Origin of the sequence: Streptomyces sp. NPDC012825 (genome assembly GCF_042900925.1) — a bacterium.
Lineage (GTDB): Bacteria > Actinomycetota > Actinomycetes > Streptomycetales > Streptomycetaceae > Streptomyces.
The window spans coordinates 223,143-244,323 of record NZ_JBIBBZ010000002.1 but is presented as its reverse complement, the minus strand read 5'-3'; the positions used below and the strand labels follow the sequence as shown (position 1 = coordinate 244,323).

The following is a 21,181-nucleotide window of genomic DNA, read 5'->3' as shown; positions in this document are numbered from 1 at the left end:
CGCCGGAGGGGAGGGTGAACGGCCTCCCCCGGGGAGGGGTCGGACTGGTCCGGATCCACGGCCGGTTCAACGGCCTCGCGGGCGCGGTAAGGATCGCCGACCGCAGGGAGCGCTCCGCGATGCACGTCGTCATCGACGCGGCCTCCATCGACACCGGGGTGCGGATGCGCGACGACCACCTGCGCTCGGGCGACTTCCTCGATGTCGGGAAGTATCCGACGCCGGAGTTCTACAGCGAGCGCTTCACCCGCCGGGGCGGCAGCCGCCGGGCCGTCACCGAGCTCCACCGCGAGGACCTCATCCTCACGGGGAGCCGAAGGAGGACCGGGGAGGTCAGGGGGCCTCCAGCCAGCCCTCGTACTCGGCGGCGAGTCCGTCGAGGGCCGCCGGGTCGAGCCGGCCGTCCGGGTCCTCCACCACCACCAGCCACTGGGCGTCCTCGGCGTCGTCCTCCCCGGCCAGGGCGTCCCGTACGAGCTGCGGTTCCTCGGCGACGCCGAAGCGGTCGGGAAGCTCCTCGGCGACCCCTTCGGCGGCGTCGCGGTCGGGGAGCACCAGTACGTGTCGTTCACTCACCCCGTCATTCTCGGGCATGGGCAGGACTGTCGGTGGCCCGTGGGATGCTGGACCGCGATGGCCACCAGAAAGACTTCCCCCGACGACCTCCTCGGCCCCGTGACGCTCGCCGTGGGACAGGAGGACCTGCTCCTCGACCGCGCCGTCCAGGAGGTGGTGGCGGCCGCCCGTGCCGCCGACGCCGACACGGACGTGCGCGACCTCACCCCCGAACAGCTCCAGCCCGGGACGCTCGCCGAGCTCACCAGCCCCTCGCTCTTCGCCGAGCGCAAGGTCCTGGTCGTGCGGAACGCGCAGGACCTCTCCGCCGACACGGTCAAGGACGTCAAGGCCTACCTCGGCGACCCGATCGAGGACATCTCCCTCGTCCTCCTCCACGCGGGCGGCGCCAAGGGCAAGGGACTGCTCGACGCCGCGCGCAAGGCGGGGGCGCGGGAGGTGGCCTGTCCGAAGACGACCAAGCCGGCGGAGCGTCTGACGTTCGTGCGGCAGGAGTTCCGGGCGCTCGGGCGCTCGGCCACGCCGGAAGCCTGCCAGGCCCTGGTCGACGCGATCGGCAGCGACCTGCGGGAACTCGCGTCCGCCGTCGCGCAGCTCACCTCCGACGTGGACGGGACGATCGACGAGGCCGTCGTCGGGCGGTACTACACGGGCCGCGCCGAGGCCTCCTCCTTCAACGTCGCCGACCGCGCCGTCGAGGGGCGGGCGGCCGAGGCCCTGGAGGCCCTGCGCTGGTCGCTCTCGACCGGGGTCGCGCCCGTACTGATCACCAGCGCGCTCGCCCAGGGTGTCCGGGCCATCGGCAAGCTCTCCTCGGCCCGGGGCGGCCGCCCCGCCGACCTCGCGCGGGAGCTGGGCATGCCGCCCTGGAAGATCGACCGCGTACGGCAGCAGATGCGCGGCTGGACCCCGGACGGGGTCTCGCTGGCCCTGCTCGCGGTCGCCGAGGCGGACGCGGGCGTGAAGGGCGGGGGCGACGATCCCGAGTACGCCCTGGAGAAGGCGGTCGTCGCGGTGGCCCGGGCGGCGAGAATGCGCCGGGGCGACTGACCGGCAGACCCGTACGGCCGGCATGCCCGTCCAACCAGCACGCCCGACCGACGCCCGCACCCCGTGCACGTCGAAGGCCCCACCGCCTCCCGGGGAAGGAGGCGGCGGGGCCTTCGTCGTTCAAGCAAGTGGGCTCGCACCCGCGTGGCGAACGCGTCCGCGTGCGAGTCCGGGGTGGCCGGGCGGGAGCGGGAGAGAGGGCCCGCTGGGTCCCGTACGGCCGGTCACATCAGAGCTCAGCCCTGGAGGGAGGCAACCTTGGTGGCCAGCGCCGACTTCTTGTTGGCGGCGGCGTTCTTGTGGATGACACCCTTCGAGACAGCCTTGTCGAGCTGACGCGAGGCGGCACGAGCGGCGACGGTGGCCTTCTCGAGGTCACCGGCGGTGACGGCCTCGCGGGCCTTGCGGATCGCGGTCTTGAGCGAGGACTTGACGGCCTTGTTGCGCAGGCGCGCCTTCTCGTTCGTCTTGTTCCGCTTGATCTGGGACTTGATGTTCGCCACGAAAAGAGCCTTTACAGGTTCGATGTTCCTTCTGGAAGCGCCTCGTGAGCTGAGAGGGCAGACGAGGCACAGCTGTCCACGGTATCAGCCGCCCTCGCGGCCGCCCAAACCGGGCGTCGGCCGCCGGGCATGGGACCATGGAGCCTACGTATCCGTTCAGAACATCGCCCGAGACGAGAAGCCTGCGTGCCCGCGACTCCTACCAACGTGCCCGAGCCGAGCCGTACCGACCCGGCTCTGATCCGCAACTTCTGCATCATCGCGCACATCGACCACGGCAAGTCCACGCTCGCCGACCGGATGCTCCAGCTCACCGGTGTGGTCGACCAGCGGCAGATGCGCGCCCAGTACCTCGACCGGATGGACATCGAGCGTGAGCGCGGTATCACGATCAAGTCCCAGGCCGTCCGTCTGCCGTGGGCTCCGACCGAGGGGCCGGAGCAGGGGCGCACGCACATCCTGAACATGATCGACACCCCCGGGCACGTCGACTTCACCTACGAGGTCTCGCGGTCCCTCGCGGCGTGCGAGGGCACGGTCCTCCTGGTGGACGCGGCGCAGGGCATCGAGGCGCAGACCCTCGCCAACCTGTACCTGGCGATGGAGAACGACCTCACGATCGTTCCGGTTCTCAACAAGATCGACCTGCCGGCCGCGCAGCCGGAGAAGTTCGCCGAGGAGCTGGCGAACCTCATCGGCTGCCAGCCGGAGGACGTGCTCAAGGTCTCCGCGAAGACCGGTCTGGGCGTCGAGGCGCTGCTCGACCGCGTCGTCCGGGACGTCCCGGCGCCGGTCGGCGTCGCCGACGCCCCCGCGCGCGCGATGATCTTCGACTCGGTCTACGACTCGTACCGGGGCGTCGTGACGTACGTGCGTGTCGTCGACGGGCAGCTCAACAAGCGCGAGCGCATCAGGATGATGTCGACCGGCGCCACCCACGAGCTCCTGGAGATCGGCGTCTCCTCGCCGGAGATGACGCCGTCCGACGGCCTGGGCGTCGGCGAGGTGGGCTACCTCATCACCGGTGTGAAGGACGTCCGCCAGTCCAAGGTCGGTGACACGATCACCTCGCAGTCCAAGGGCGCCACCGAGGCGCTCGGCGGCTACAAGGACCCGAAGCCGATGGTCTTCTCGGGTCTCTACCCGCTGGACGGCTCGGAGTACCCCGACCTGCGCGAGGCCCTCGACAAGCTCCAGCTCAACGACGCCGCGCTCGTGTACGAGCCGGAGACCTCCGCCGCGCTCGGCTTCGGCTTCCGCGTCGGCTTCCTCGGCCTGCTCCACCTGGACGTGATCCGCGAGCGCCTGGAGCGCGAGTTCGGCCTCGACCTGATCGCCACCGCCCCCAACGTGGTCTACCGCGTGGTCATGGAGGACGGCAGCGAGCACACGGTCACGAACCCGAGCGAGTTCCCCGAGGGCAAGATCGACGAGGTGCACGAGCCCGTCGTGCGGGCCACGATCCTCGCGCCCAGCGAGTTCATCGGCGCGATCATGGAGCTCTGCCAGAACCGGCGCGGCACCCTGATCGGCATGGACTACCTCTCCGAGGACCGGGTCGAGATCCGCTACACCCTGCCCCTCGCCGAGATCGTCTTCGACTTCTTCGACCAGCTGAAGTCCAAGACGCGCGGGTACGCCTCCCTCGACTACGAGCCCACGGGCGAGCAGGCCTCCAGCCTGGTCAAGGTCGACATCCTGCTGCACGGCGACAAGGTGGACGCCTTCTCCGCCGTCACCCACAAGGACGCGGCGTACGCCTACGGCGTGCGGCTCGTCGCCAAGCTGCGCGAGCTCATCCCCCGGCAGGCCTTCGAGGTGCCGATCCAGGCCGCGATCGGTTCCCGGGTCATCGCCCGCGAGACCATCCGCGCCATCCGCAAGGACGTCCTCGCGAAGTGCTACGGCGGTGACATCTCCCGCAAGCGGAAGCTGCTCGAGAAGCAGAAGGAGGGCAAGAAGCGCATGAAGATGGTCGGTTCGGTGGAGGTGCCGCAGGAGGCCTTCATCGCGGTCCTGTCGAGCGACGAGTCCTCCGGCAAGGGCAAGAAGTAGTCACGGGGGAGCGGGCGGGAGCCGGGCCGGTGACCCCGGCGAAGTAGCTGCCCCATACAGCGAACGGGTCCACGCGCGGGGTGCGCGTGGACCCGTTCGTTATGAAGCGACGCACTGTAAGGCCTTACGCGCCGGTCCCCGGGCCTTTAGTCTGATCCCGGCTCGAAGGTTACTCGCCAGTTAGTTACGAACCGCCAGAAGGCACCGCCGCCGCCCGGAGGACGTCGTGAGCGACACACAGACCCAGATCGAGAACCGGCCGCCCTCCGTGGCGACCCTCTTCCTTGAGCGAGTCGAGCGGACTCCCGACGCGGAGGCCTACCGCTACCCGGTCCCCGCCGCGTCCGGGACCGGTCCGGACGACTGGAAGTCGCTCAGCTGGGGTCAGGCCGCCGAGCGGGTCTACGCGATCGCCGCCGGCCTGGTCGACCTCGGCGTGCGGGCGGAGGAGCGGGTCGCCCTCGCCTCCTCCACCCGGGTCGAGTGGATCCTCGCGGACCTCGGCGTGATGTGCGCGGGCGCCGCGACCACCACGGTCTACCCGCAGACCAACGCCGAGGAGTCGGCGTTCATCCTTTCGGACTCCGAGTCGAAGGTCCTCATCGCGGAGGACGCGGCCCAGCTCGCCAAGGCCGTGGAGTGCCGCGCCGACCTGCCGAACCTCCGCCACGTGGTCGTCGTCGACCCCGCCGGCGTCGAGAGCGACGGCGACTGGGTCCTCACCCTCGCCGAGCTGGAGGAGCGCGGCCGGGCGTACCTGGAGACGCACCCCGAGGCGGTCAAGGAGCGGGTCTCCGCGATCACCCCCACGCAGCTCGCCACCCTCATCTACACCTCGGGCACCACCGGCCGCCCCAAGGGCGTCCGCCTCCCGCACGACAACTGGTCGTACATGGCCAAGGCCATCGCCGCCACCGGCCTCGTCACCCGCGACGACGTGCAGTACCTGTGGCTGCCGCTCGCCCACGTCTTCGGCAAGGTCCTCACCTCGGGCCAGATCGAGGTCGGCCACGTCACCGCCGTCGACGGCCGCGTCGACAAGATCATCGAGAACCTGCCGGTGGTCCAGCCGACCTACATGGCGGCCGTGCCCCGCATCTTCGAGAAGGTCTACAACGGGGTCGCCGCCAAGGCCCGCGCCGCCGGCGGCGCCAAGTACAAGATCTTCCAGTGGGCGGCCGACGTCGCCCGGGAGTACGCGAAGACCACCCAGGACAACTTCCGCCGCACCGGCACCGCCTCCGCGCCCTTCGGCCTGGGCGCCAAGCACAAGGTCGCCGACGCCCTCGTCTACGGCAAGATCCGCGAGGCCTTCGGCGGCAACCTGCGCGCGTGCGTCTCCGGCTCCGCCGCCCTCGCCCCCGAGATCGGCTACTTCTTCGCCGGCGCGGGCATCCACGTCCTGGAGGGCTACGGCCTCACCGAGTCCTCCGCCGCCTCCTTCGTCAACCCGGGCGAGGCCTACCGCACCGGCACCGTCGGCAAGCCGCTCCCCGGCACCGAGGTCCGCATCGCCGACGACGGCGAGATCCTGCTGCGCGGCCCCGGCATCATGGAGGGCTACCACGGCCTGCCGGAGAAGACGGCCGAGGTCCTGGAGTCCGACGGCTGGTTCCACACCGGCGACATCGGCGAACTGTCCGCCGACGGCTACCTGCGGATCACCGACCGCAAGAAGGACCTGATCAAGACGTCCGGCGGCAAGTACATCGCGCCGGCCGAGGTCGAGGGCCAGTTCAAGGCCGTCTGCCCGTTCGTCTCGAACATCCTCGTCCACGGCGCCGACCGGAACTTCTGCACCGCCCTGATCGCCCTCGACGAGCCCTCCCTCCTCGGCTGGGCCGCCGAGCACGACCTCGCCGGCAAGTCGTACGCCGAGGTCGTCGCCGCCCCGCAGACCGAGAAGCTGATCCAGGGGTACGTGGACCGCCTCAACGAGGGCCTCCAGCGCTGGCAGACGATCAAGAAGTTCCGCCTGCTGCCGCGCGACCTCGACATCGAGCACGGCGAGCTGACCCCGTCCCTGAAGCTGAAGCGGCCGGTCGTGGAGCGCGAGTACAAGCACCTCATCGAGGAGATGTACGCGGGCTCGCGCGAGGCCTGACCCGCGCGGGGACCGGTTGTCCACAGGCAGCCGGCCCACCCCGGGCGGTACGGGACAATGGGACCCATGCCTTCCGTACTGCCCGATGGTGAGACCGTTCCCGAGGACGGGGCGCTGCCCCCGCACGCCCTGGAAGGGGCCGGGGAGCGCCCGCTCGGGTTCTACCTGCACGTGCCGTACTGCGCGACGCGCTGCGGGTACTGCGACTTCAACACCTACACGGCGAGCGAGCTGCGCGGCACGGGGGGCGTGCTCGCCTCCCGGGACAACTACGCCGGGCAGGTCGCCGAGGAGGTCCGGCTCGCCCGGAAGGTCCTCGGCGACGACCCCCGGCCGGTCCGGACCGTCTTCGTCGGCGGCGGCACGCCCACGCTGCTCGCCGCCGGCGACCTCGTACGGATGCTGGGGGCGATCCGCGACGAGTTCGGGCTCGCGGACGACGCCGAGGTCACCACCGAGGCGAACCCGGAGTCGGTGGACCCGGCGTACCTGGCGGAGCTGCGCGCGGGCGGCTTCAACCGGATCTCCTTCGGCATGCAGAGCGCCCGGCAGCACGTCCTCAAGGTCCTCGACCGCACCCACACGCCCGGACGGCCCGAGGCGTGCGTCGCCGAGGCGCGGGCCGCCGGGTTCGACCACGTCAACCTCGACCTGATCTACGGCACGCCCGGCGAGTCCGACGACGACTGGCGGGCCTCGCTCGACGCGGCGATCGGCGCCGGGCCCGACCACGTCAGCGCCTACGCCCTGATCGTCGAGGAGGGCACCCAGCTGGCCCGCCGCATCCGGCGCGGCGAGGTGCCGATGACCGACGACGACGTGCACGCCGACCGGTACCTGATCACCGAGGAGGTGCTGTCCGGGGCCGGTTTCGAGTGGTACGAGGTGTCCAACTGGGCCACCTCGGAGGCCGGGCGCTGTCTCCACAACGAGCTGTACTGGCGCGGCGCCGACTGGTGGGGCGCCGGGCCCGGCGCGCACAGCCACGTGGGTGGGGTCCGCTGGTGGAACGTGAAGCACCCCGGTACGTACGCGGCGGCCCTCGCGGCCGGGAGGTCGCCCGGCGCCGGGCGGGAGCTCCTCTCCGGGGAGGACCGGCGGGTGGAGCGGATCCTGCTGGAGCTGCGCCTCCGGGAGGGCGTCGAGCTGGCCCTGCTCAGGCCCGCGGGGCTCGCCGCCTCCCGCAAGGCCCTGGAGGACGGCCTCCTCGACCCCGCCCCGTACGAGGCCGGGCGGGCCGTCCTGACCCTGCGGGGGCGGCTGCTCGCGGACGCGGTGGTGCGGGACCTGGTGGACTGAGGCCCGCCCGACGGCCCTCTACGGCGCCGTCACGAAATCGATCAGTTCCTCGACCCGGCCCAGCAGCTCCGGCTCCAGGTCCTTGTACGACGTCACCCGCGACAGGATGTGCTGCCAGGCCGCGCCCGTGTTCTCCGGCCAGCCCAGGGCGCGGCAGACGCCCGTCTTCCAGTCCTGGCCGCGCGGGACCCTCGGCCAGGCCGGGATGCCGAGCGAGGACGGCTTCACGGCCTCCCAGACGTCGATGTACGGGTGGCCGACGACCAGGACGTCCGGGGAGGTCGCCTGCGCCGCGATCCGGGACTCCTTCGAGCCCGGGACCAGGTGGTCCACCAGGACGCCGAGGCGCGCGTCGGGCGCCGGGCCGAACTCCGCGACGATCGACGGCAGGTCGTCGACGCCCTCCAGGTACTCCACGACCACGCCCTCGATCCGCAGGTCGTCGCCCCAGACCCGCTCGACCAGCTCCGCGTCGTGGCGGCCCTCGACGTAGATCCGGCCCGCCCGCGCCACGCGCGCGCGTGCGCCGGGCACCGCGACCGAGCCGGAGGCCGTACGGGTCGGGCGGGCCGGGGCCGCCGAGGGGCGGACCAGGGTCACGACCTTCCCCTCCAGGAGGAAGCCGCGCGGTTCCAGCGGGAAGACCCGGTGCTTGCCGAAACGGTCCTCCAGGGTCACCGTGCCCGCCTCGCAGCGGATCACCGCCCCGCAGAAGCCCGTCGCCACCTCCTCCACGACGAGGTCCCGGTCGGCCGGGACCTCCGGGACGGGCGCCGACTTCTTCCAAGGGGGTGTCAGATCCGGGTGGTAGCTGCGCATTCCGGCGACGTTATGCGACGGAGAAGCGCGTCGCCAGTTCCTCGCGCTGGCGTCGTACGAACGCGGCGTCCACCACCGCCCCGTGCCCCGGCACGTACACCGCGTCCCCGCCGCCGAGCGACAGGAGCCGGTCCAGGGCGTCCGGCCAGCGGGACGGGATCGCGTCCGGGCCCGCCTGCGGCTCGCCCGACTCCTCCACCAGGTCGCCGCAGAAGACCACCTCCGGCGGGCCGGGCACCAGGAGCACCAGGTCGTGGCCGGTGTGCCCGGGGCCGACGTTCGCCAGGAGCACCTGCCGGCCGCCCAGGTCGAGCGTCCACTCGCCGGAGACCACGTGCCGGGGGGCCACGAGGACGTCCGCCGCCTCCGCGGCCGCCGCCGGGTCGAGGCCGTGCCGCACCGCGTCCGCCCGCAGCGCCTCCCGGTCCCGCTCCCGGGCGAGCAGCTCCTCCGTGCCGACCGCGCCGAAGACCTCCGCGCCCGCGAAGGCCGCCGCGCCGAACACGTGGTCGAAGTGTGGATGGCCCAGTGCGATGTGCGTCACCCTCCGGCCGCCCGTGAGTTCCGCCACCTCCGCCCGCAGCTCCGCACCCTCCGCGAGGGACGACCCCGCGTCGTACAGCAGCACCGCCCGTTCCCCCACGACGAGCCCCACCGTGGCGTCCCAGCCGGGCAGCCGGCGCCGGCCCACCCCGTCCGCGAGCCGCTCCCATCCCCGTGCTTCCCAGTCGACATCCATACGGTGACGCTAACCGGTGGGGCGCCGCCTCCTTGCCAGGAGCGACGTGTGCCGCCGTACACTGGCCCGGGATCTCTGGCACTCGGGCAGGGCGAGTGCCAAAAGCGGAGCAACCGGATCGACCGACGACAGCTGGAGGTGCGCACGATGCTCAGCGAACGCAGACTCGAAGTGCTGCGCGCCATCGTCCAGGACTATGTCGGGACGGAGGAGCCCGTCGGCTCCAAGGCGCTCACGGAGCGCCACAAGCTCGGCGTGTCGCCCGCCACCGTGCGCAACGACATGGCCGTGCTCGAGGAGGAGGGCTACATCGCGCAGCCCCACACCAGCGCCGGCCGCATTCCGACGGACAAGGGCTACCGGCTGTTCGTCGACCGGCTCGCGGGGGTCAAGCCGCTGTCGACGCCCGAGCGGCGGGCCATCCACAACTTCCTCGACGGCGCGGTCGACCTGGACGACGTCGTCGGCCGCACGGTCCGGCTGCTCGCGCAGCTGACCCGGCAGGTCGCCGTCGTCCAGTACCCCTCGCTGACCCGCTCCACCGTCCGGCACGTGGAACTGCTCTCGCTGGCCCAGGCCCGCCTGATGCTCGTCCTGATCACGGACACGGGACGGGTCGAGCAGCGGGTGATCGACTGCCCCGCGCCCTTCGGCGAGACCTCGCTCGCCGACCTGCGGGCCCGGCTCAACAGCCGGGTCGTCGGCCGCCGGTTCGCCGACGTGCCGCAGCTGGTGCAGGACCTCCCCGAGTCCTTCGAGGAGGCCGAGGACCGCGCCACGGTCTCGACCGTGCTCGCGACCCTCCTCGAAACCCTCGTGGAGGAGCACGAGGAGCGGCTGATGATCGGCGGCACCGCCAATCTCACCCGCTTCGGACACGACTTCCCCCTGATGATCAGGCCCGTCCTGGAGGCTCTGGAGGAGCAGGTCGTGCTCCTCAAGCTGCTCGGCGAGGCCAAGGAATCGGGCATGACCGTACGGATCGGGCACGAGAACGCCCACGAGGGGCTGAGCTCCACGTCCGTCGTCTCGGTCGGCTACGGTTCGGGCGGCGAGGCAGTCGCCAAACTCGGCGTGGTCGGACCGACCCGCATGGACTACCCCGGAACGATGGGAGCGGTACGCGCAGTGGCACGTTACGTCGGACAGATCCTGGCGGAGTCGTAAGTGGCCACGGACTACTACGCCGTACTCGGCGTGCGCCGCGACGCGTCCCAGGACGAGATCAAGAAGGCGTTCCGGAGGCTCGCGCGCGAGCTGCACCCGGACGTCAATCCCGATCCGAAGACGCAGGAACGCTTCAAGGAGATCAACGCCGCCTACGAGGTCCTCTCGGACCCGCAGAAGAAGCAGGTCTACGACCTCGGCGGCGACCCGCTCTCGGCCTCCGGCGGAGGCGGCGCGGGCGGCTTCGGGGCGGGCGGCTTCGGCAACTTCTCCGACATCATGGACGCCTTCTTCGGCAACGCAGCGCAGCGCGGGCCCCGTTCGCGCACCCGCCGCGGCCAGGACGCCATGATCCGTCTGGAGATCACCCTCGACGAGGCGGCCTTCGGCACCACCAAGGACATCCAGGTCGACACGGCGGTCGTCTGCACGACCTGCTCCGGCGAGGGCGCCGCGCCCGGCACCTCCGCGCAGACCTGCGACATGTGCCGCGGCCGCGGCGAGGTCTCCCAGGTCACCCGGTCCTTCCTGGGCCAGGTCATGACCTCCCGGCCCTGCCCGCAGTGCCAGGGCTTCGGCACCGTCGTCCCGACCCCGTGCCCCGAGTGCGCGGGCGACGGGCGGGTCCGCTCCCGCCGCACCCTCACGGTCAAGATCCCGGCCGGTGTCGACAACGGCACCCGCATCCAGCTCGCGGGCGAGGGCGAGGTCGGCCCCGGCGGCGGTCCCGCCGGCGACCTGTACGTCGAGATCCACGAGACCCCGCACGAGATGTTCCAGCGGCGCGGCGACGACCTGCACTGCACGGTGACGATCCCGATGACGGCGGGCGCGCTCGGCACCAAGGTGCCGCTGCAGACCCTCGACGGCGTCGAGGAGATCGACATCCGGCCCGGCACCCAGTCCGGCCAGTCGATCCCGCTCCACGGGCGCGGCGTCACCCACCTGCGCGGCAACGGGCGCGGCGACCTCATCGTGCACGTCGAGGTCCAGACCCCGGGCAAGCTCGACGCGGAGCAGGAGCGCCTCCTGCGCGAGCTGGCCAAGCTGCGCGGCGAGGAGCGGCCGACCGGCCAGTTCCAGCCCGGTCAGCAGGGACTGTTCTCACGGCTGAAGGACGCGTTCAACGGGCGGTAGGCGCTCTGCCGGGGGTCCGGGGGGCGCCCCCGGGGTCAGCCCGGTCGGCAGGGGCTGTTCTCGCGGCTGAAGGACGCGTTCAACGGGCGGTGGGCCCGGCTCGCGCGTACGGGAAGGGGCGGTGTCCGCGGACGGACACCGCCCCTTTCCCCGCCCCTCCCCACGGCATGACACGATGCCCATATGTCCACCACCGCACTGAACGATCTCTCCCGGATCCCGATCGTGCAGGCCCCCATGGCGGGTGGCGCCTCCTGTCCCGAGCTCGCCGGAGCCGTCTGCGAGGCCGGGGCGCTCGGCTTCCTGGCCGGCGGCTACAAGACGGCCGGAGGGCTGTACCAGGAGGTCAAGCGGGTACGCGGGCTCACCGCCCGCCCCTTCGGCGTCAACCTCTTCATGCCGCAGACCGGACGGCCCGCCGACCCGGCCGCCGTCGAGGTCTACCGCCACCAGCTCGCCGGGGAGGCCGACTGGTACCGGACCCCGCTCGGCGAGACCGACGACTCCCGCGACGACGCCTACGACGCCAAGCTGGCCATCCTCCTGGAGGACCCGGTCCCCGTCGTCTCCTTCACCTTCGGCTGCCCCGCGCCCGAGGTCCTCGCCGCCTTCGCCCGCGCCGGCACGTACACGATCGTCACCGTCACCTCCGCCGAGGAGGCCCTCGCCGCCGAGCGCGCCGGGGCCGGCGCCGTCTGCGTCCAGGGCGTCGAGGCCGGCGGGCACCAGGGGACCCACCGCGACGACCCGGACGAGGACGGCACGCCCGGCACCGGCCTCCTCACCCTCGTCACCCAGGTCTGCGAGAGCGTCCGCCTCCCGCTCGTCGCCGCCGGCGGGATCATGCGCGGCGCCCAGATCGCCGCCGTCCTCGCCGCCGGGGCCGACGCCGCCCAGCTCGGCACCGCCTTCCTCGCCTGCCCCGAGTCGGGCGCCCACCCGCTGCACAAGCGGGCCCTGACCGACCCGCTCTTCACCCGCACCGTCCTCACCCGGGCCTTCTCCGGGCGCCCGGCGCGCGGCCTCGTCAACCGCTTCACGCACGAGCACGGCCCGTACGCCCCCGCCGCCTACCCCGAGGTCCACCACCTCACCGCCCCGCTGCGCAAGGCCGCCGCCACCGCCGGCGACGCCCAGGGCATGGCCCTCTGGGCCGGCCAGGGCCACCGCCTCGCCCGCGAACTCCCCGCCGGGGAACTGGTCGGGGTCCTCGCCGCCGAACTCGACACCGCCCTCTCGGAACTGGCCCCCAGGAGCACCCCGTGACCGCACCCGTCTTCGTCGTCGACGTCGTCCCCGGCGCCGGGAACTTCCTCCTGGACGGTCCCGAGGGGCGGCACGCCGTCTCCGTGAAGCGGCTGCGGGAGGGCGAGGAGCTGGTCCTCGCCGACGGCCGGGGCCGCTGGGCCGCCTGCGAGGTGCTCGCCGCCGAGGGCAAGGACCGGCTGACCGTACGGGTCGCCGAGGTCCACGAGGACCCGGAGGAGGAGCCCCGGATCACCGTCGTCCAGGCGCTCCCCAAGGGCGACCGGGGCGAGCTGGCCGTCGAGACCATGACGGAGACCGGCGTGGACGCGATCGTCCCGTGGGCCGCCTCCCGCTGCATCACCCAGTGGAAGGGCGACCGGGGCCTCAAGGCGCTCGCCAAGTGGCGGTCCACCGCGCGCGAGGCCGGCAAGCAGTCGCGCCGCGCCCGCTTCCCCGAGGTCGCGGACCTCATGACGACCAAGCAGGTCGCCGCCCTCCTCGCCGACGCCGACTTCGCGGCCGTCCTGCACGAGGACCGCGACCACCCCAGCGGCGCGCTCGCCACCGCCGACCTCCCCGCGAAGGGGTCGGTCGTCCTGGTCGTCGGACCCGAGGGCGGGGTCTCCCCGGAGGAGCTGACCGCCTTCGGGGCGGCCGGGGCGAAGCCGTACCGGCTGGGCCGCAGCGTGCTGCGCACCTCCACGGCGGGCACGGCGGCGACGGCCCTGGTCCTGGGGCGGACGGGCCGCTGGAGCTAGGACTTCGAGAGGCTGGACGCGTCGGCCGTCAGCGCGTCGAGGAGCGGCCGGCCGTCCTCCTCCCGCGTCCCGTTCGCGGTGGGGACGAGGCCGCGGGCGACCGCCGTGTCGAGGAACCGGCGGACGACCCCGGGCTCGTCGAGGTTGAGCCAACCGCCCCCGGCGGCGAGCACCTCGTGCCGGCCCGTCGTGAAGCCGGCCACCGCGCGGCCCGGCGCCTCCCGGAAGACCAGCCGGAGCAGGGCGTGCGGGCGCTCGGCGCGGCGCAGGGTCAGCACGGTCCGGCAGTCGGGGTGCCGGTGCCGGACGTTCCAGAGCCAGACCGTGCCGTCGTCCACCGTCAGCCTGCGCAGCGCCCCGTCCCGTCTCATGCGGCGCAGTGTACGGAGGGCGTCCGCGGGGAGGTCCGGGGCGAACCCGGTGGACGACACCCCCGGGAGGCTCCTTAGGGTGGCCGCATGGCCGACGAGTCCCCCCTGATCCGCAGTCTCCGCGCCGCCGTGGCCGCCGCCCCCGGTGACGTACCCCTGCGCCTCCACTTCGCCGAACTCCTCCTCGCGGAGGGACGCAACGACGAGGCCGTCGCCGAGGCGGCCGTCGCCCTCCAGCACGCGCCCGGGGACGCGGCCGCCCGCGCCCTGATGGTCCGCGCGATGGGGCTGCCCGCGGCTCCCGCACCGACCGTCGCGGAGCGCCCCGCCCCGGCCCCGGAACCGGCCCCGGCTCCGGAACCGGCGGAGGCCCCGGCCGTCACGGAAACCCCCGCCCCGGACGAGCCCGCCCCGAGCGGTTCCGCCCCCTCCTTCGACTGGGACGCCGCCGAGCAGCAGGTCCAGGACCTCGTCGGGCCCCGCTTCCTGGAGGACCCGCAGGCCGCCGACGGCGACGGGACCGCCGGGGACGCGGCCGCCTGGGACGTCGACGCCCCCGGCTCCGTCCGCCTCGCCGACGTCGGCGGCATGGACGAGGTCAAGGACCGCCTGGAGGCCGCCTTCCTCGCCCCCATGCGCAACCCCGAACTGCGCAGGCTGTACGGCAAGTCGCTGCGCGGCGGCCTGCTCCTCTACGGCCCGCCCGGCTGCGGCAAGACCTTCATCGCGCGGGCCGTCGCGGGCGAACTCGGCGCGAGCTTCCTCACCGTCTCGCTCTCCGACGTCCTCGACATGTGGATCGGCGCCTCCGAGAAGAACATCCACGACATCTTCGAGACCGCCCGCCGCCAGGCCCCCTGCGTCGTCTTCCTCGACGAGCTGGACGCCCTCGGCGCCAAACGCTCCCGCACCCACCACAGCGGGCTGCGCAACGTCGTCAACCAGCTCCTCACCGAACTCGACGGCATCGCGAGCGGCGCCGGGAACGAGGGCGTCTTCGTCCTCGCCGCCACCAACGTCCCCTGGGACGTGGACATCGCCCTGCGCCGCCCCGGCCGCCTCGACCGCACCCTGCTCGTGCTGCCGCCCGACGCCGCCGCGCGCGAGGCGATCCTCCGCTACCACCTGCGCGAGCGGCCCATCGAGGCCGTCGACCTCGGCAAGCTCGTCAAGGCCACCGAGGACTTCTCCGGCGCCGACCTCGCCCACGTCTGCGAGACGGCCGCCGAGGCCGCGCTCCTCGACTCCGCCCGCAGCGGCTCCGTACGCCTGATCACCACCAAGGACCTGCTCGGCGCGGCCAAGCAGATCAAGCCGTCCACGGAGCCGTGGTTCGCCGCCGCCCGGAACGTCGCCATGTTCGCCAACGAGGGCGGCCTCTACGACGACCTGCTCGCCCACCTCAAGCGGAAGCGCAAGCTGTGAGCGGGGCGGAGGCCCGGGGCGCCCACGGCACCGCGCTGCGGCGCGCCGAGGCGCTGTACGAGGCCGGACGGTACGAGCAGGCCGGGACGCTCGCCGCCCAGCACCTGGCGACCGACCCGGAGGACGCCGAGGCCCTCGTCCTGCTCGCCCGCTGCCACCACCGGGGCGACGCCCACCCCGCCGCCCTGGCCGCCGTGGACCGGGCGCTGCGCGCCGAGCCCGAACTGCTCGGCGCCTGGCTGATGCGGGTCCAGATCCTCCTCTCCCAGAAGCGGTACCAGGAGGCCGAGTCCACCGCCCGGCACGCCGTCGCGCTCGCCCCGCAGTACTGGGGCGCCCACTACGCGCTCGGCACCGCCCTCGCGGAGCACGGCGAACACGCCCGCACGCCCGCGCGTACCGTCGAGGCGTACGAGGCGGCCCGGACCGCCGTGCACCTCGCGCCCGAGGAGGACGCGGCCCACTTCCTGGTCGGCCTCACCGCCCAGCGCCGGGGCGACCACGCCACCGCGCAGCGGGCGTACGAGACGACGCTGCGCCTCAACCCGCAGAGCAGCGAGGCCCACAACAACCTCTCGCTGCTCCGGCTGCGGCGCCGCTGGTTCCGGCGCGGGGCGTGGACGCAGGCCGCCGAGGGGTTCGTCGCCTCCGCCGCGCTCGACCTCCAGGACCGCAAGGCCCGCTACAACCTGGAGGCCATGGCCTGGAACACCGTCGCCGGGGCCCGCTGGGTCGCCCTGATCGGCTTCATCGCCTCCGTGTACGCCACCGCCGCCGTCCGCACCGGCGGGACCGGGACCGGCGCGGTCGTCCAGTTCCTGATCGGCACGGCGATCCTCGTCGGCGCCTGGGGCGGCTGGGTGCTGTGGATGGGCCGCCGGTTGCCGCCCCGGCTGCGCCGCCCGCTGCTGCTCGTGGCGCGCGGCTGCCGGCCGGTGATCGCCATGGCGACGGCCGTGGGGCTGCTCGGGCTCCACTCGGTGGCGACGACGGCCCTGTGGTCCCTCGACGCGGGCGTGGTCGGCGGGCTCGGGGCGCCGCTGTTCTGGGGCGTGGTCATCACGTACTGGGTGAGCCGCTCGTTCCTGAACCGGCGCGCGCCGAAGGACTGACCGGGCCGGAGGAGAAGCACCGGCCGGGCCGGAGGAAAGGGACCGTCGTCGGTGGCCGATAGCATGCGCCTGTACTGATCTACGGAGGCGAGGAGGCCCGGAGCATGGCCGGAGAGCCGCAGGGCGACTGTCTGTTCTGCAAGATCGTGTCGGGGGAGGTGCCCGCGACGATCGTGCGCGAGACGGAGACGACCGTCGCGTTCCGCGACATCAACCCGCAGGCGCCCACCCACGTCCTGGTGATCCCCCGCCTCCACTATCCGGACGCCGCCTCCCTCGCGGCCGGCGCGCCGGACGTCGCCGCCGACCTGCTGCGCGAGGCCGGCGAGGTCGCCGCTCAGGAGAAGACCGACGGCACCGGCTACCGGGTCGTCCTCAACACCGGCGCGGGCGCGGGCCAGACCGTCTTCCACGTCCACGCGCACGTGCTGGGCGGCCGCGGCCTCAACTGGCCCCCCGGATAAGCCGTGTCCGTACGCGAACTGGTCGTCCTCGGGACCGCGAGCCAGGTCCCGACCCGGCACCGCAACCACAACGGCTACCTGCTGCGCTGGGACGGCGGGGGCATCATGTTCGACCCAGGCGAGGGCACCCAGCGCCAGATGCTCCGGGCCGGAGTCGCCGCGCACGACCTCGACCGGATCTGCGTCACGCACTTCCACGGCGACCACTCGCTCGGTCTGGCCGGGGTGATCCAGCGGATCAACCTCGACCAGGTCCCGCACCCGGTCACCGCCCACTACCCGGCGAGCGGACAGCGCTTCTTCGAGCGGCTGCGGTACGCCACGGCCTACCGCGAGACCGTGGAACTGGTCGAGGCGCCCGTCACCGCCGACGGACCGCTCGCCGTCACCGACGCCTACACCCTGGAGGCGCACCGGCTCTCGCACCCGGTCGAGTCGTACGGCTACCGGCTCGTCGAGCCCGACGGGCGCCGCATCCTGCCCGAGCGGCTCGCCGCGCACGGCATCCAGGGGCCCGACGTGGGCCGGATCCAGCGCGACGGCGTCCTGAACGGCGTCACCCTCGACGAGGTCAGCGAGGTCCGGCGCGGGCAGCGCTTCGCCTTCGTCATGGACACCCGGCTCTGCGACGGCGTGCACGTCCTCGCCGAGGGCGCCGACATGCTCGTCATCGAGTCGACCTTCCTCGACGAGGACGTCCGCCTCGCCACCGACCACGGCCACCTGACGGCCGGACAGGCCGCCGCGGTCGCCCGGGACGCGGGCGTGCGGCACCTGGTCCTCACCCACTTCTCGCAGCGCTACCACGATCCCGCCGCGTTCGAACGGCAGGCGCGGACGGCCGGGTTCGACGGCGAGCTGAGCATTGCCCAGGACCTCATGCGGGTCCCCGTACCGAAACGAACGTGAACATGCCCGTACCGAAGGCAGAACTGCACCTCCACATCGAAGGCACCCTCGAACCCGAGCTGGCCTTCGCGCTCGCCGCGCGCAACGGCGTCACCCTGCCGTACGCGGACACCGAAGCCCTGCGCGAGGCGTACCGCTTCAGCGACCTCCAGTCCTTCCTGGACCTGTACTACGGCCTGATGGCGGTCCTGCGCACCGCCGGGGACTTCACCGAACTCGCCGACGCCTATCTGGAGCGGGCCGCGGCCCAGGGCGTCCGGCACGCCGAGATCTTCTTCGACCCGCAGGCGCACACCGCCCGCGGCGTCCCGATCGGCACCGTGATCGAGGGCCTGACCGCCTCCCTCGACCGCGCCGAGGAACGGTACGGGATCTCCACCCGGCTCATCATGTGCTTCCTGCGCGACGAGTCCGCCGAGTCGGCCCTCGCCACCCTGGAGGCCGCGAAGCCGTACCTGGACCGCATCACCGGCGTCGGCCTCGACTCGGCCGAGGTCGGCCACCCGCCTGCCAAGTTCCGCGAGGTGTACGAGGAGGCCGCCCGGCTCGGCCTGCGACGCGTCGCCCACGCGGGCGAGGAGGGTCCCGCGGCGTACGTCCGCGAGGCGCTCGACGTCCTCGGCGTCGAGCGGATCGACCACGGCCTGCGCTGCATGGACGACCCCGACCTCGTCGCCCGCCTCGCCCGCGAGCGGGTCCCGCTCACCCTCTGCCCCCTGTCGAACGTCCGCCTCCGCGTCATCGACACCCTCGCCGACCATCCGCTCCGCGCGATGATGTCGGCGGGCCTCCTCGTCACCGTCAACTCCGACGACCCCGCCTACTTCGGGGGCTACGCGGGCGACAACTACGACGGCGTCCGCGACGCGCTCGGCCTCACGGAGGACCAGCTCCGGGAGCTGGCCCGGAACTCCTTCAGGGCGTCGTTCCTCGAGGACGAGGAGGAGCGGAGGGAGCGGTATCTGGCGGAGGTGGAGGCGTACGAGTTCGGGGGTGGCGGGGCGTAGGCGGGGCGGGGTGGGGGAAGAAAGCCCGCCGCAGGCGTTCCTCCCCGTGAGTCCCAGCCACCTCCCACCCCCCATCGGGCACACTGGGCGGATCCGCACCGCGACCGGGGAGTCCGCCGTGACCACAGCCAGGGGAGAGCAGCCGCACCACGACGCCGGGGTCGACCCGCTGGAGCGCCTGCGCGAGCCCACCGACCCCGCCTGCGACGTCTTCCTGACCGGCACGGTCTTCCTGGACATCATCTTCACCGGCCTCGACAGCGCCCCCGTCCGCGGCACCGAGTCCTGGGCCCGCGGCATGGGCTCCAGCCCCGGCGGCGTCGCCAACATGGCCACCGCCCTCGCCCGCCTCGGCCTGCACACCTCCCTCGCCGCCGCCTTCGGCGACGACCACTACGGCGAGTACTGCTGGGACGCCCTGGAGCAGGGCGAGGGCATCGACCTCTCCTTCTCCCGCACGGTCCCCGGCTGGCACTCCCCGGTCACCGTCTCCATGGCCTACGAGGGCGAGCGCACGATGGTCTCCCACGGCCACGAGGCCCCGCCGTCCGACGGCGCCCTGCCCGCCTGCCCGCCGCACGCGCGCGCGGCCGTCGCCTCCCTGGCCCCCGGCCGCCCCGAGGAGTGGGTCGCTCAGGCCGCCCGCGCCGGGGCCAAGGTCTTCGCCGACGTCGGCTGGGACGACACCGGCCGCTGGGACCTGGCGGCCCTCCCCGACCTGGAGCACTGCGAGGCGTTCCTGCCCAACGCCGCCGAGGCGATGCGCTACACCCGCACCGACTGCCCCCGGGCCGCCGCCCGCGCCCTCGCCGACAAGGTCCGCTACGCGGTGGTCACCCTCGGCGCCGAGGGCGCCTACGCCGTCGACGGCGCCACCGGCGAGACCGCCGAGGTCCCGGCCATCCAGGTCTCCGCCCTCGACCCGACCGGCGCCGGGGACGTCTTCGTGGCCGGTTTCGTCACCGGCACCCTCGCCGACTGGCCCCTCGCCGACCGGCTCGCCTTCGCCGGGCTCACCGCCGCCCTCTCCGTCCAGGAGTTCGGCGGCTCCCTCTCCGCCCCCACCTGGGACGAGATCGCCGCCTGGTGGCAGCGGGCCCAGGGCGACGCCCGGCAGGACCCCGAGGCCCTGCGCGGCCGCTACGCCTTCCTGGAGCGCCTCCTGCCCGCCCCCGGCCGCCCCTGGCCGCTGCGCCGGGCGGTCCCGACGATCGGCTTCCGCGCGGCCGCCTCGTAGACCGCGCCCTCGAAGGAAGGCACGCCACTCGAACGACCCTCCGCAAACCCCTTAGGCCTTGTCGGTACCAGGTCGTAGGCTTGGGGGCCGAGAGGTTGTCGAGCAGCGAGAACCCTGCGACGGGAGGTATGTGCAGGCCACAGTGCCGGCCCATGACTCACACACCCACAGCCCACGACGGAGCGCCCCACGACGGGGCGCACGGACAGGCCCGCGCCCACTTCACCGTCCCCGCCAAGCATCCGATGGTGAGCCTCCTCGGCTCCGGGGACGCCCTGCTCCGTGTGATCGAGCGCTCCTTCCCGGACACCGACATCCACGTCCGGGGCAACCAGGTCAGCGTGGTCGGCGACGCGGCGGAAGTCGCCCTGATCCAGCGCCTGTTCGACGAGATGATGCTGGTGCTCCGCACCGGTCAGCCGATGACGGAGGACGCAGTGGAACGCTCGATCGCCATGCTCAGGGCGAGCGGGGACGGATCGGCGGAGGGCGGCGAGGAGACCCCCGCCGAGGTGCTCACGCAGAACATCCTCTCCAGCCGGGGACGCACGATCCGCCCCAAGACGCTCAACCAGAAGCGGTACGTCGACGCCATCGACAAGCACACGATCGTCTTCGGCATCGGCCCCGCGGGCACCGGCAAGACCTACCTCGCCATGGCCAAGGCGGTCCAGGCCCTGCAGTCCAAGCAGGTCAACCGGATCATCCTGACCAGACCCGCCGTCGAGGCGGGCGAGCGGCTCGGCTTCCTGCCGGGCACGCTCTACGAGAAGATCGACCCGTACCTGCGCCCGCTCTACGACGCCCTGCACGACATGCTCGACCCGGACTCGATCCCCAAGCTCATGGCGAGCGGGACGATCGAGGTCGCGCCCCTGGCGTACATGAGGGGTCGCACCCTTAATGACGCGTTCATCATCCTGGACGAGGCGCAGAACACGAACCCCGAGCAGATGAAGATGTTCCTCACCCGCCTCGGCTTCGACTCGAAGATCGTCATCACCGGTGACATCACCCAGGTCGACCTGCCGAACGGGACGAAGAGCGGTCTGCGGCAGGTCCGCGACATCCTCGACGGGGTCCAGGACGTCCACTTCTCCACGCTCACGTCGCAGGATGTCGTCCGGCACAAGCTCGTCGGCCGTATCGTCGACGCGTACGAGCAGTACGACAGCCGCAACGGCCGCAACGGGAAGTAGTC

Annotated in this window: 20 protein-coding genes and 1 pseudogene; 16 read left to right on the top strand and 5 right to left on the bottom strand. The window is 72.9% G+C overall.

Annotation, left to right across the window (positions count from 1 at the left end; genetic code table 11):
* Positions 1 to 38: 38 nt before the first annotated feature.
* Positions 39 to 308 (top strand): annotated as a pseudogene (locus ACFY7E_RS06725) (YceI family protein); the annotation flags it as partial.
* Positions 309 to 333: 25 nt separating this feature from the next.
* On the opposite strand, the gene ACFY7E_RS06720 reads toward ACFY7E_RS06725, so the two are convergent.
* Complete coding sequence (locus ACFY7E_RS06720) at positions 334 to 594, bottom strand: hypothetical protein (RefSeq protein ID WP_389481538.1); 261 nt, start codon at positions 592 to 594, stop codon at positions 334 to 336.
* Positions 595 to 633: 39 nt separating this feature from the next.
* Here ACFY7E_RS06720 and holA point away from each other — a divergent pair, with 39 nt between their 5' ends.
* Positions 634 to 1,626: a DNA polymerase III subunit delta gene (gene holA / locus ACFY7E_RS06715; protein ID WP_389481536.1), complete on the top strand. Its 993-nt coding sequence runs from the start codon at positions 634 to 636 to the stop codon at positions 1,624 to 1,626.
* Between the two features lie 236 nt (positions 1,627 to 1,862).
* Here holA and rpsT read toward each other — a convergent pair whose 3' ends face one another.
* Complete coding sequence (rpsT, locus tag ACFY7E_RS06710) at positions 1,863 to 2,129, bottom strand: 30S ribosomal protein S20 (RefSeq protein WP_389481534.1); 267 nt, start codon at positions 2,127 to 2,129, stop codon at positions 1,863 to 1,865.
* A 186-nt stretch (positions 2,130 to 2,315) separates the two neighbouring features.
* Between rpsT and lepA the strand changes: the two genes are divergently transcribed.
* The 3 genes from lepA (at position 2,316) to hemW (ending at position 7,587) form a co-directional block, all read left to right on the top strand.
* Positions 2,316 to 4,184, top strand: coding sequence for a translation elongation factor 4 (gene lepA, locus ACFY7E_RS06705; RefSeq protein WP_389481532.1), 1,869 nt, complete (start codon positions 2,316 to 2,318; stop codon positions 4,182 to 4,184).
* 226 nt (positions 4,185 to 4,410) lie between these two features.
* Positions 4,411 to 6,288 carry an AMP-dependent synthetase/ligase gene (locus ACFY7E_RS06700; protein ID WP_389481529.1) on the top strand — a complete coding sequence of 626 codons (1,878 nt, stop codon included), beginning with the start codon at positions 4,411 to 4,413 and terminating at the stop codon, positions 6,286 to 6,288.
* A 66-nt stretch (positions 6,289 to 6,354) separates the two neighbouring features.
* Complete coding sequence (gene hemW / locus ACFY7E_RS06695) at positions 6,355 to 7,587, top strand: radical SAM family heme chaperone HemW (protein ID WP_389481527.1); 1,233 nt, start codon at positions 6,355 to 6,357, stop codon at positions 7,585 to 7,587.
* An 18-nt stretch (positions 7,588 to 7,605) separates the two neighbouring features.
* Here hemW and ACFY7E_RS06690 read toward each other — a convergent pair whose 3' ends face one another.
* Positions 7,606 to 8,406 carry a DUF3097 domain-containing protein gene (locus ACFY7E_RS06690; RefSeq protein WP_389481524.1) on the bottom strand — a complete coding sequence of 267 codons (801 nt, stop codon included), beginning with the start codon at positions 8,404 to 8,406 and terminating at the stop codon, positions 7,606 to 7,608.
* A gap of 10 nt (positions 8,407 to 8,416) precedes the next feature.
* Positions 8,417 to 9,145 (bottom strand): MBL fold metallo-hydrolase, encoded by a 729-nt coding sequence (locus tag ACFY7E_RS06685; protein ID WP_383444729.1) that lies wholly within the window; start codon positions 9,143 to 9,145, stop codon positions 8,417 to 8,419.
* Between the two features lie 147 nt (positions 9,146 to 9,292).
* Here ACFY7E_RS06685 and hrcA point away from each other — a divergent pair, with 147 nt between their 5' ends.
* From hrcA to ACFY7E_RS06665, 4 genes are all read left to right on the top strand, one after another.
* Positions 9,293 to 10,312 carry a heat-inducible transcriptional repressor HrcA gene (gene hrcA / locus ACFY7E_RS06680; RefSeq protein WP_383444732.1) on the top strand — a complete coding sequence of 340 codons (1,020 nt, stop codon included), beginning with the start codon at positions 9,293 to 9,295 and terminating at the stop codon, positions 10,310 to 10,312.
* Positions 10,313 to 11,449: a molecular chaperone DnaJ gene (dnaJ, locus tag ACFY7E_RS06675; RefSeq protein WP_389481521.1), complete on the top strand. Its 1,137-nt coding sequence runs from the start codon at positions 10,313 to 10,315 to the stop codon at positions 11,447 to 11,449.
* Between the two features lie 183 nt (positions 11,450 to 11,632).
* Complete coding sequence (locus ACFY7E_RS06670) at positions 11,633 to 12,715, top strand: nitronate monooxygenase (RefSeq protein WP_389481519.1); 1,083 nt, start codon at positions 11,633 to 11,635, stop codon at positions 12,713 to 12,715.
* Positions 12,712 to 13,455 carry a 16S rRNA (uracil(1498)-N(3))-methyltransferase gene (locus ACFY7E_RS06665; RefSeq protein WP_389481517.1) on the top strand — a complete coding sequence of 248 codons (744 nt, stop codon included), beginning with the start codon at positions 12,712 to 12,714 and terminating at the stop codon, positions 13,453 to 13,455. The genes ACFY7E_RS06670 and ACFY7E_RS06665 overlap by 4 nt, the downstream gene beginning before the upstream one ends.
* On the opposite strand, the gene ACFY7E_RS06660 is transcribed toward ACFY7E_RS06665, so the two are convergent.
* Positions 13,452 to 13,826, bottom strand: a complete 375-nt coding sequence (locus ACFY7E_RS06660; protein ID WP_389481514.1) for a hypothetical protein — start codon at positions 13,824 to 13,826, stop codon at positions 13,452 to 13,454. The two genes, ACFY7E_RS06665 and ACFY7E_RS06660, sit on opposite strands and share 4 nt — an antisense overlap.
* A gap of 87 nt (positions 13,827 to 13,913) precedes the next feature.
* On the opposite strand from ACFY7E_RS06660, the gene ACFY7E_RS06655 reads away from it, so the two are divergent.
* The 7 genes from ACFY7E_RS06655 (at position 13,914) to ACFY7E_RS06625 (ending at position 21,179) form a co-directional block, all read left to right on the top strand.
* On the top strand, positions 13,914 to 15,251 hold the full coding sequence (locus tag ACFY7E_RS06655) for an ATP-binding protein (protein ID WP_389481511.1): 1,338 nt from the start codon (positions 13,914 to 13,916) through the stop codon (positions 15,249 to 15,251).
* The gene (locus ACFY7E_RS06650; protein ID WP_389481508.1) at positions 15,248 to 16,363 is read left to right on the top strand and encodes a tetratricopeptide repeat protein; all 1,116 of its coding nucleotides are present in this window, start codon (positions 15,248 to 15,250) and stop codon (positions 16,361 to 16,363) included. The genes ACFY7E_RS06655 and ACFY7E_RS06650 overlap by 4 nt, the downstream gene beginning before the upstream one ends.
* 104 nt (positions 16,364 to 16,467) lie before the next feature.
* Positions 16,468 to 16,827 carry a histidine triad nucleotide-binding protein gene (locus ACFY7E_RS06645; protein ID WP_383438344.1) on the top strand — a complete coding sequence of 120 codons (360 nt, stop codon included), beginning with the start codon at positions 16,468 to 16,470 and terminating at the stop codon, positions 16,825 to 16,827.
* Between the two features lie 3 nt (positions 16,828 to 16,830).
* A complete protein-coding gene (locus ACFY7E_RS06640) occupies positions 16,831 to 17,736 on the top strand; it encodes a ribonuclease Z (protein WP_389481506.1) in 906 nt (301 codons plus the stop codon).
* 2 nt (positions 17,737 to 17,738) lie between these two features.
* Positions 17,739 to 18,743, top strand: coding sequence for an adenosine deaminase (locus ACFY7E_RS06635; RefSeq protein ID WP_389482200.1), 1,005 nt, complete (start codon positions 17,739 to 17,741; stop codon positions 18,741 to 18,743).
* Between the two features lie 118 nt (positions 18,744 to 18,861).
* Positions 18,862 to 19,980: a carbohydrate kinase family protein gene (locus ACFY7E_RS06630; RefSeq protein ID WP_389481504.1), complete on the top strand. Its 1,119-nt coding sequence runs from the start codon at positions 18,862 to 18,864 to the stop codon at positions 19,978 to 19,980.
* 152 nt (positions 19,981 to 20,132) lie between these two features.
* A complete protein-coding gene (locus ACFY7E_RS06625) occupies positions 20,133 to 21,179 on the top strand; it encodes a PhoH family protein (RefSeq protein ID WP_389481502.1) in 1,047 nt (348 codons plus the stop codon).
* Positions 21,180 to 21,181 lie beyond the last annotated feature (2 nt).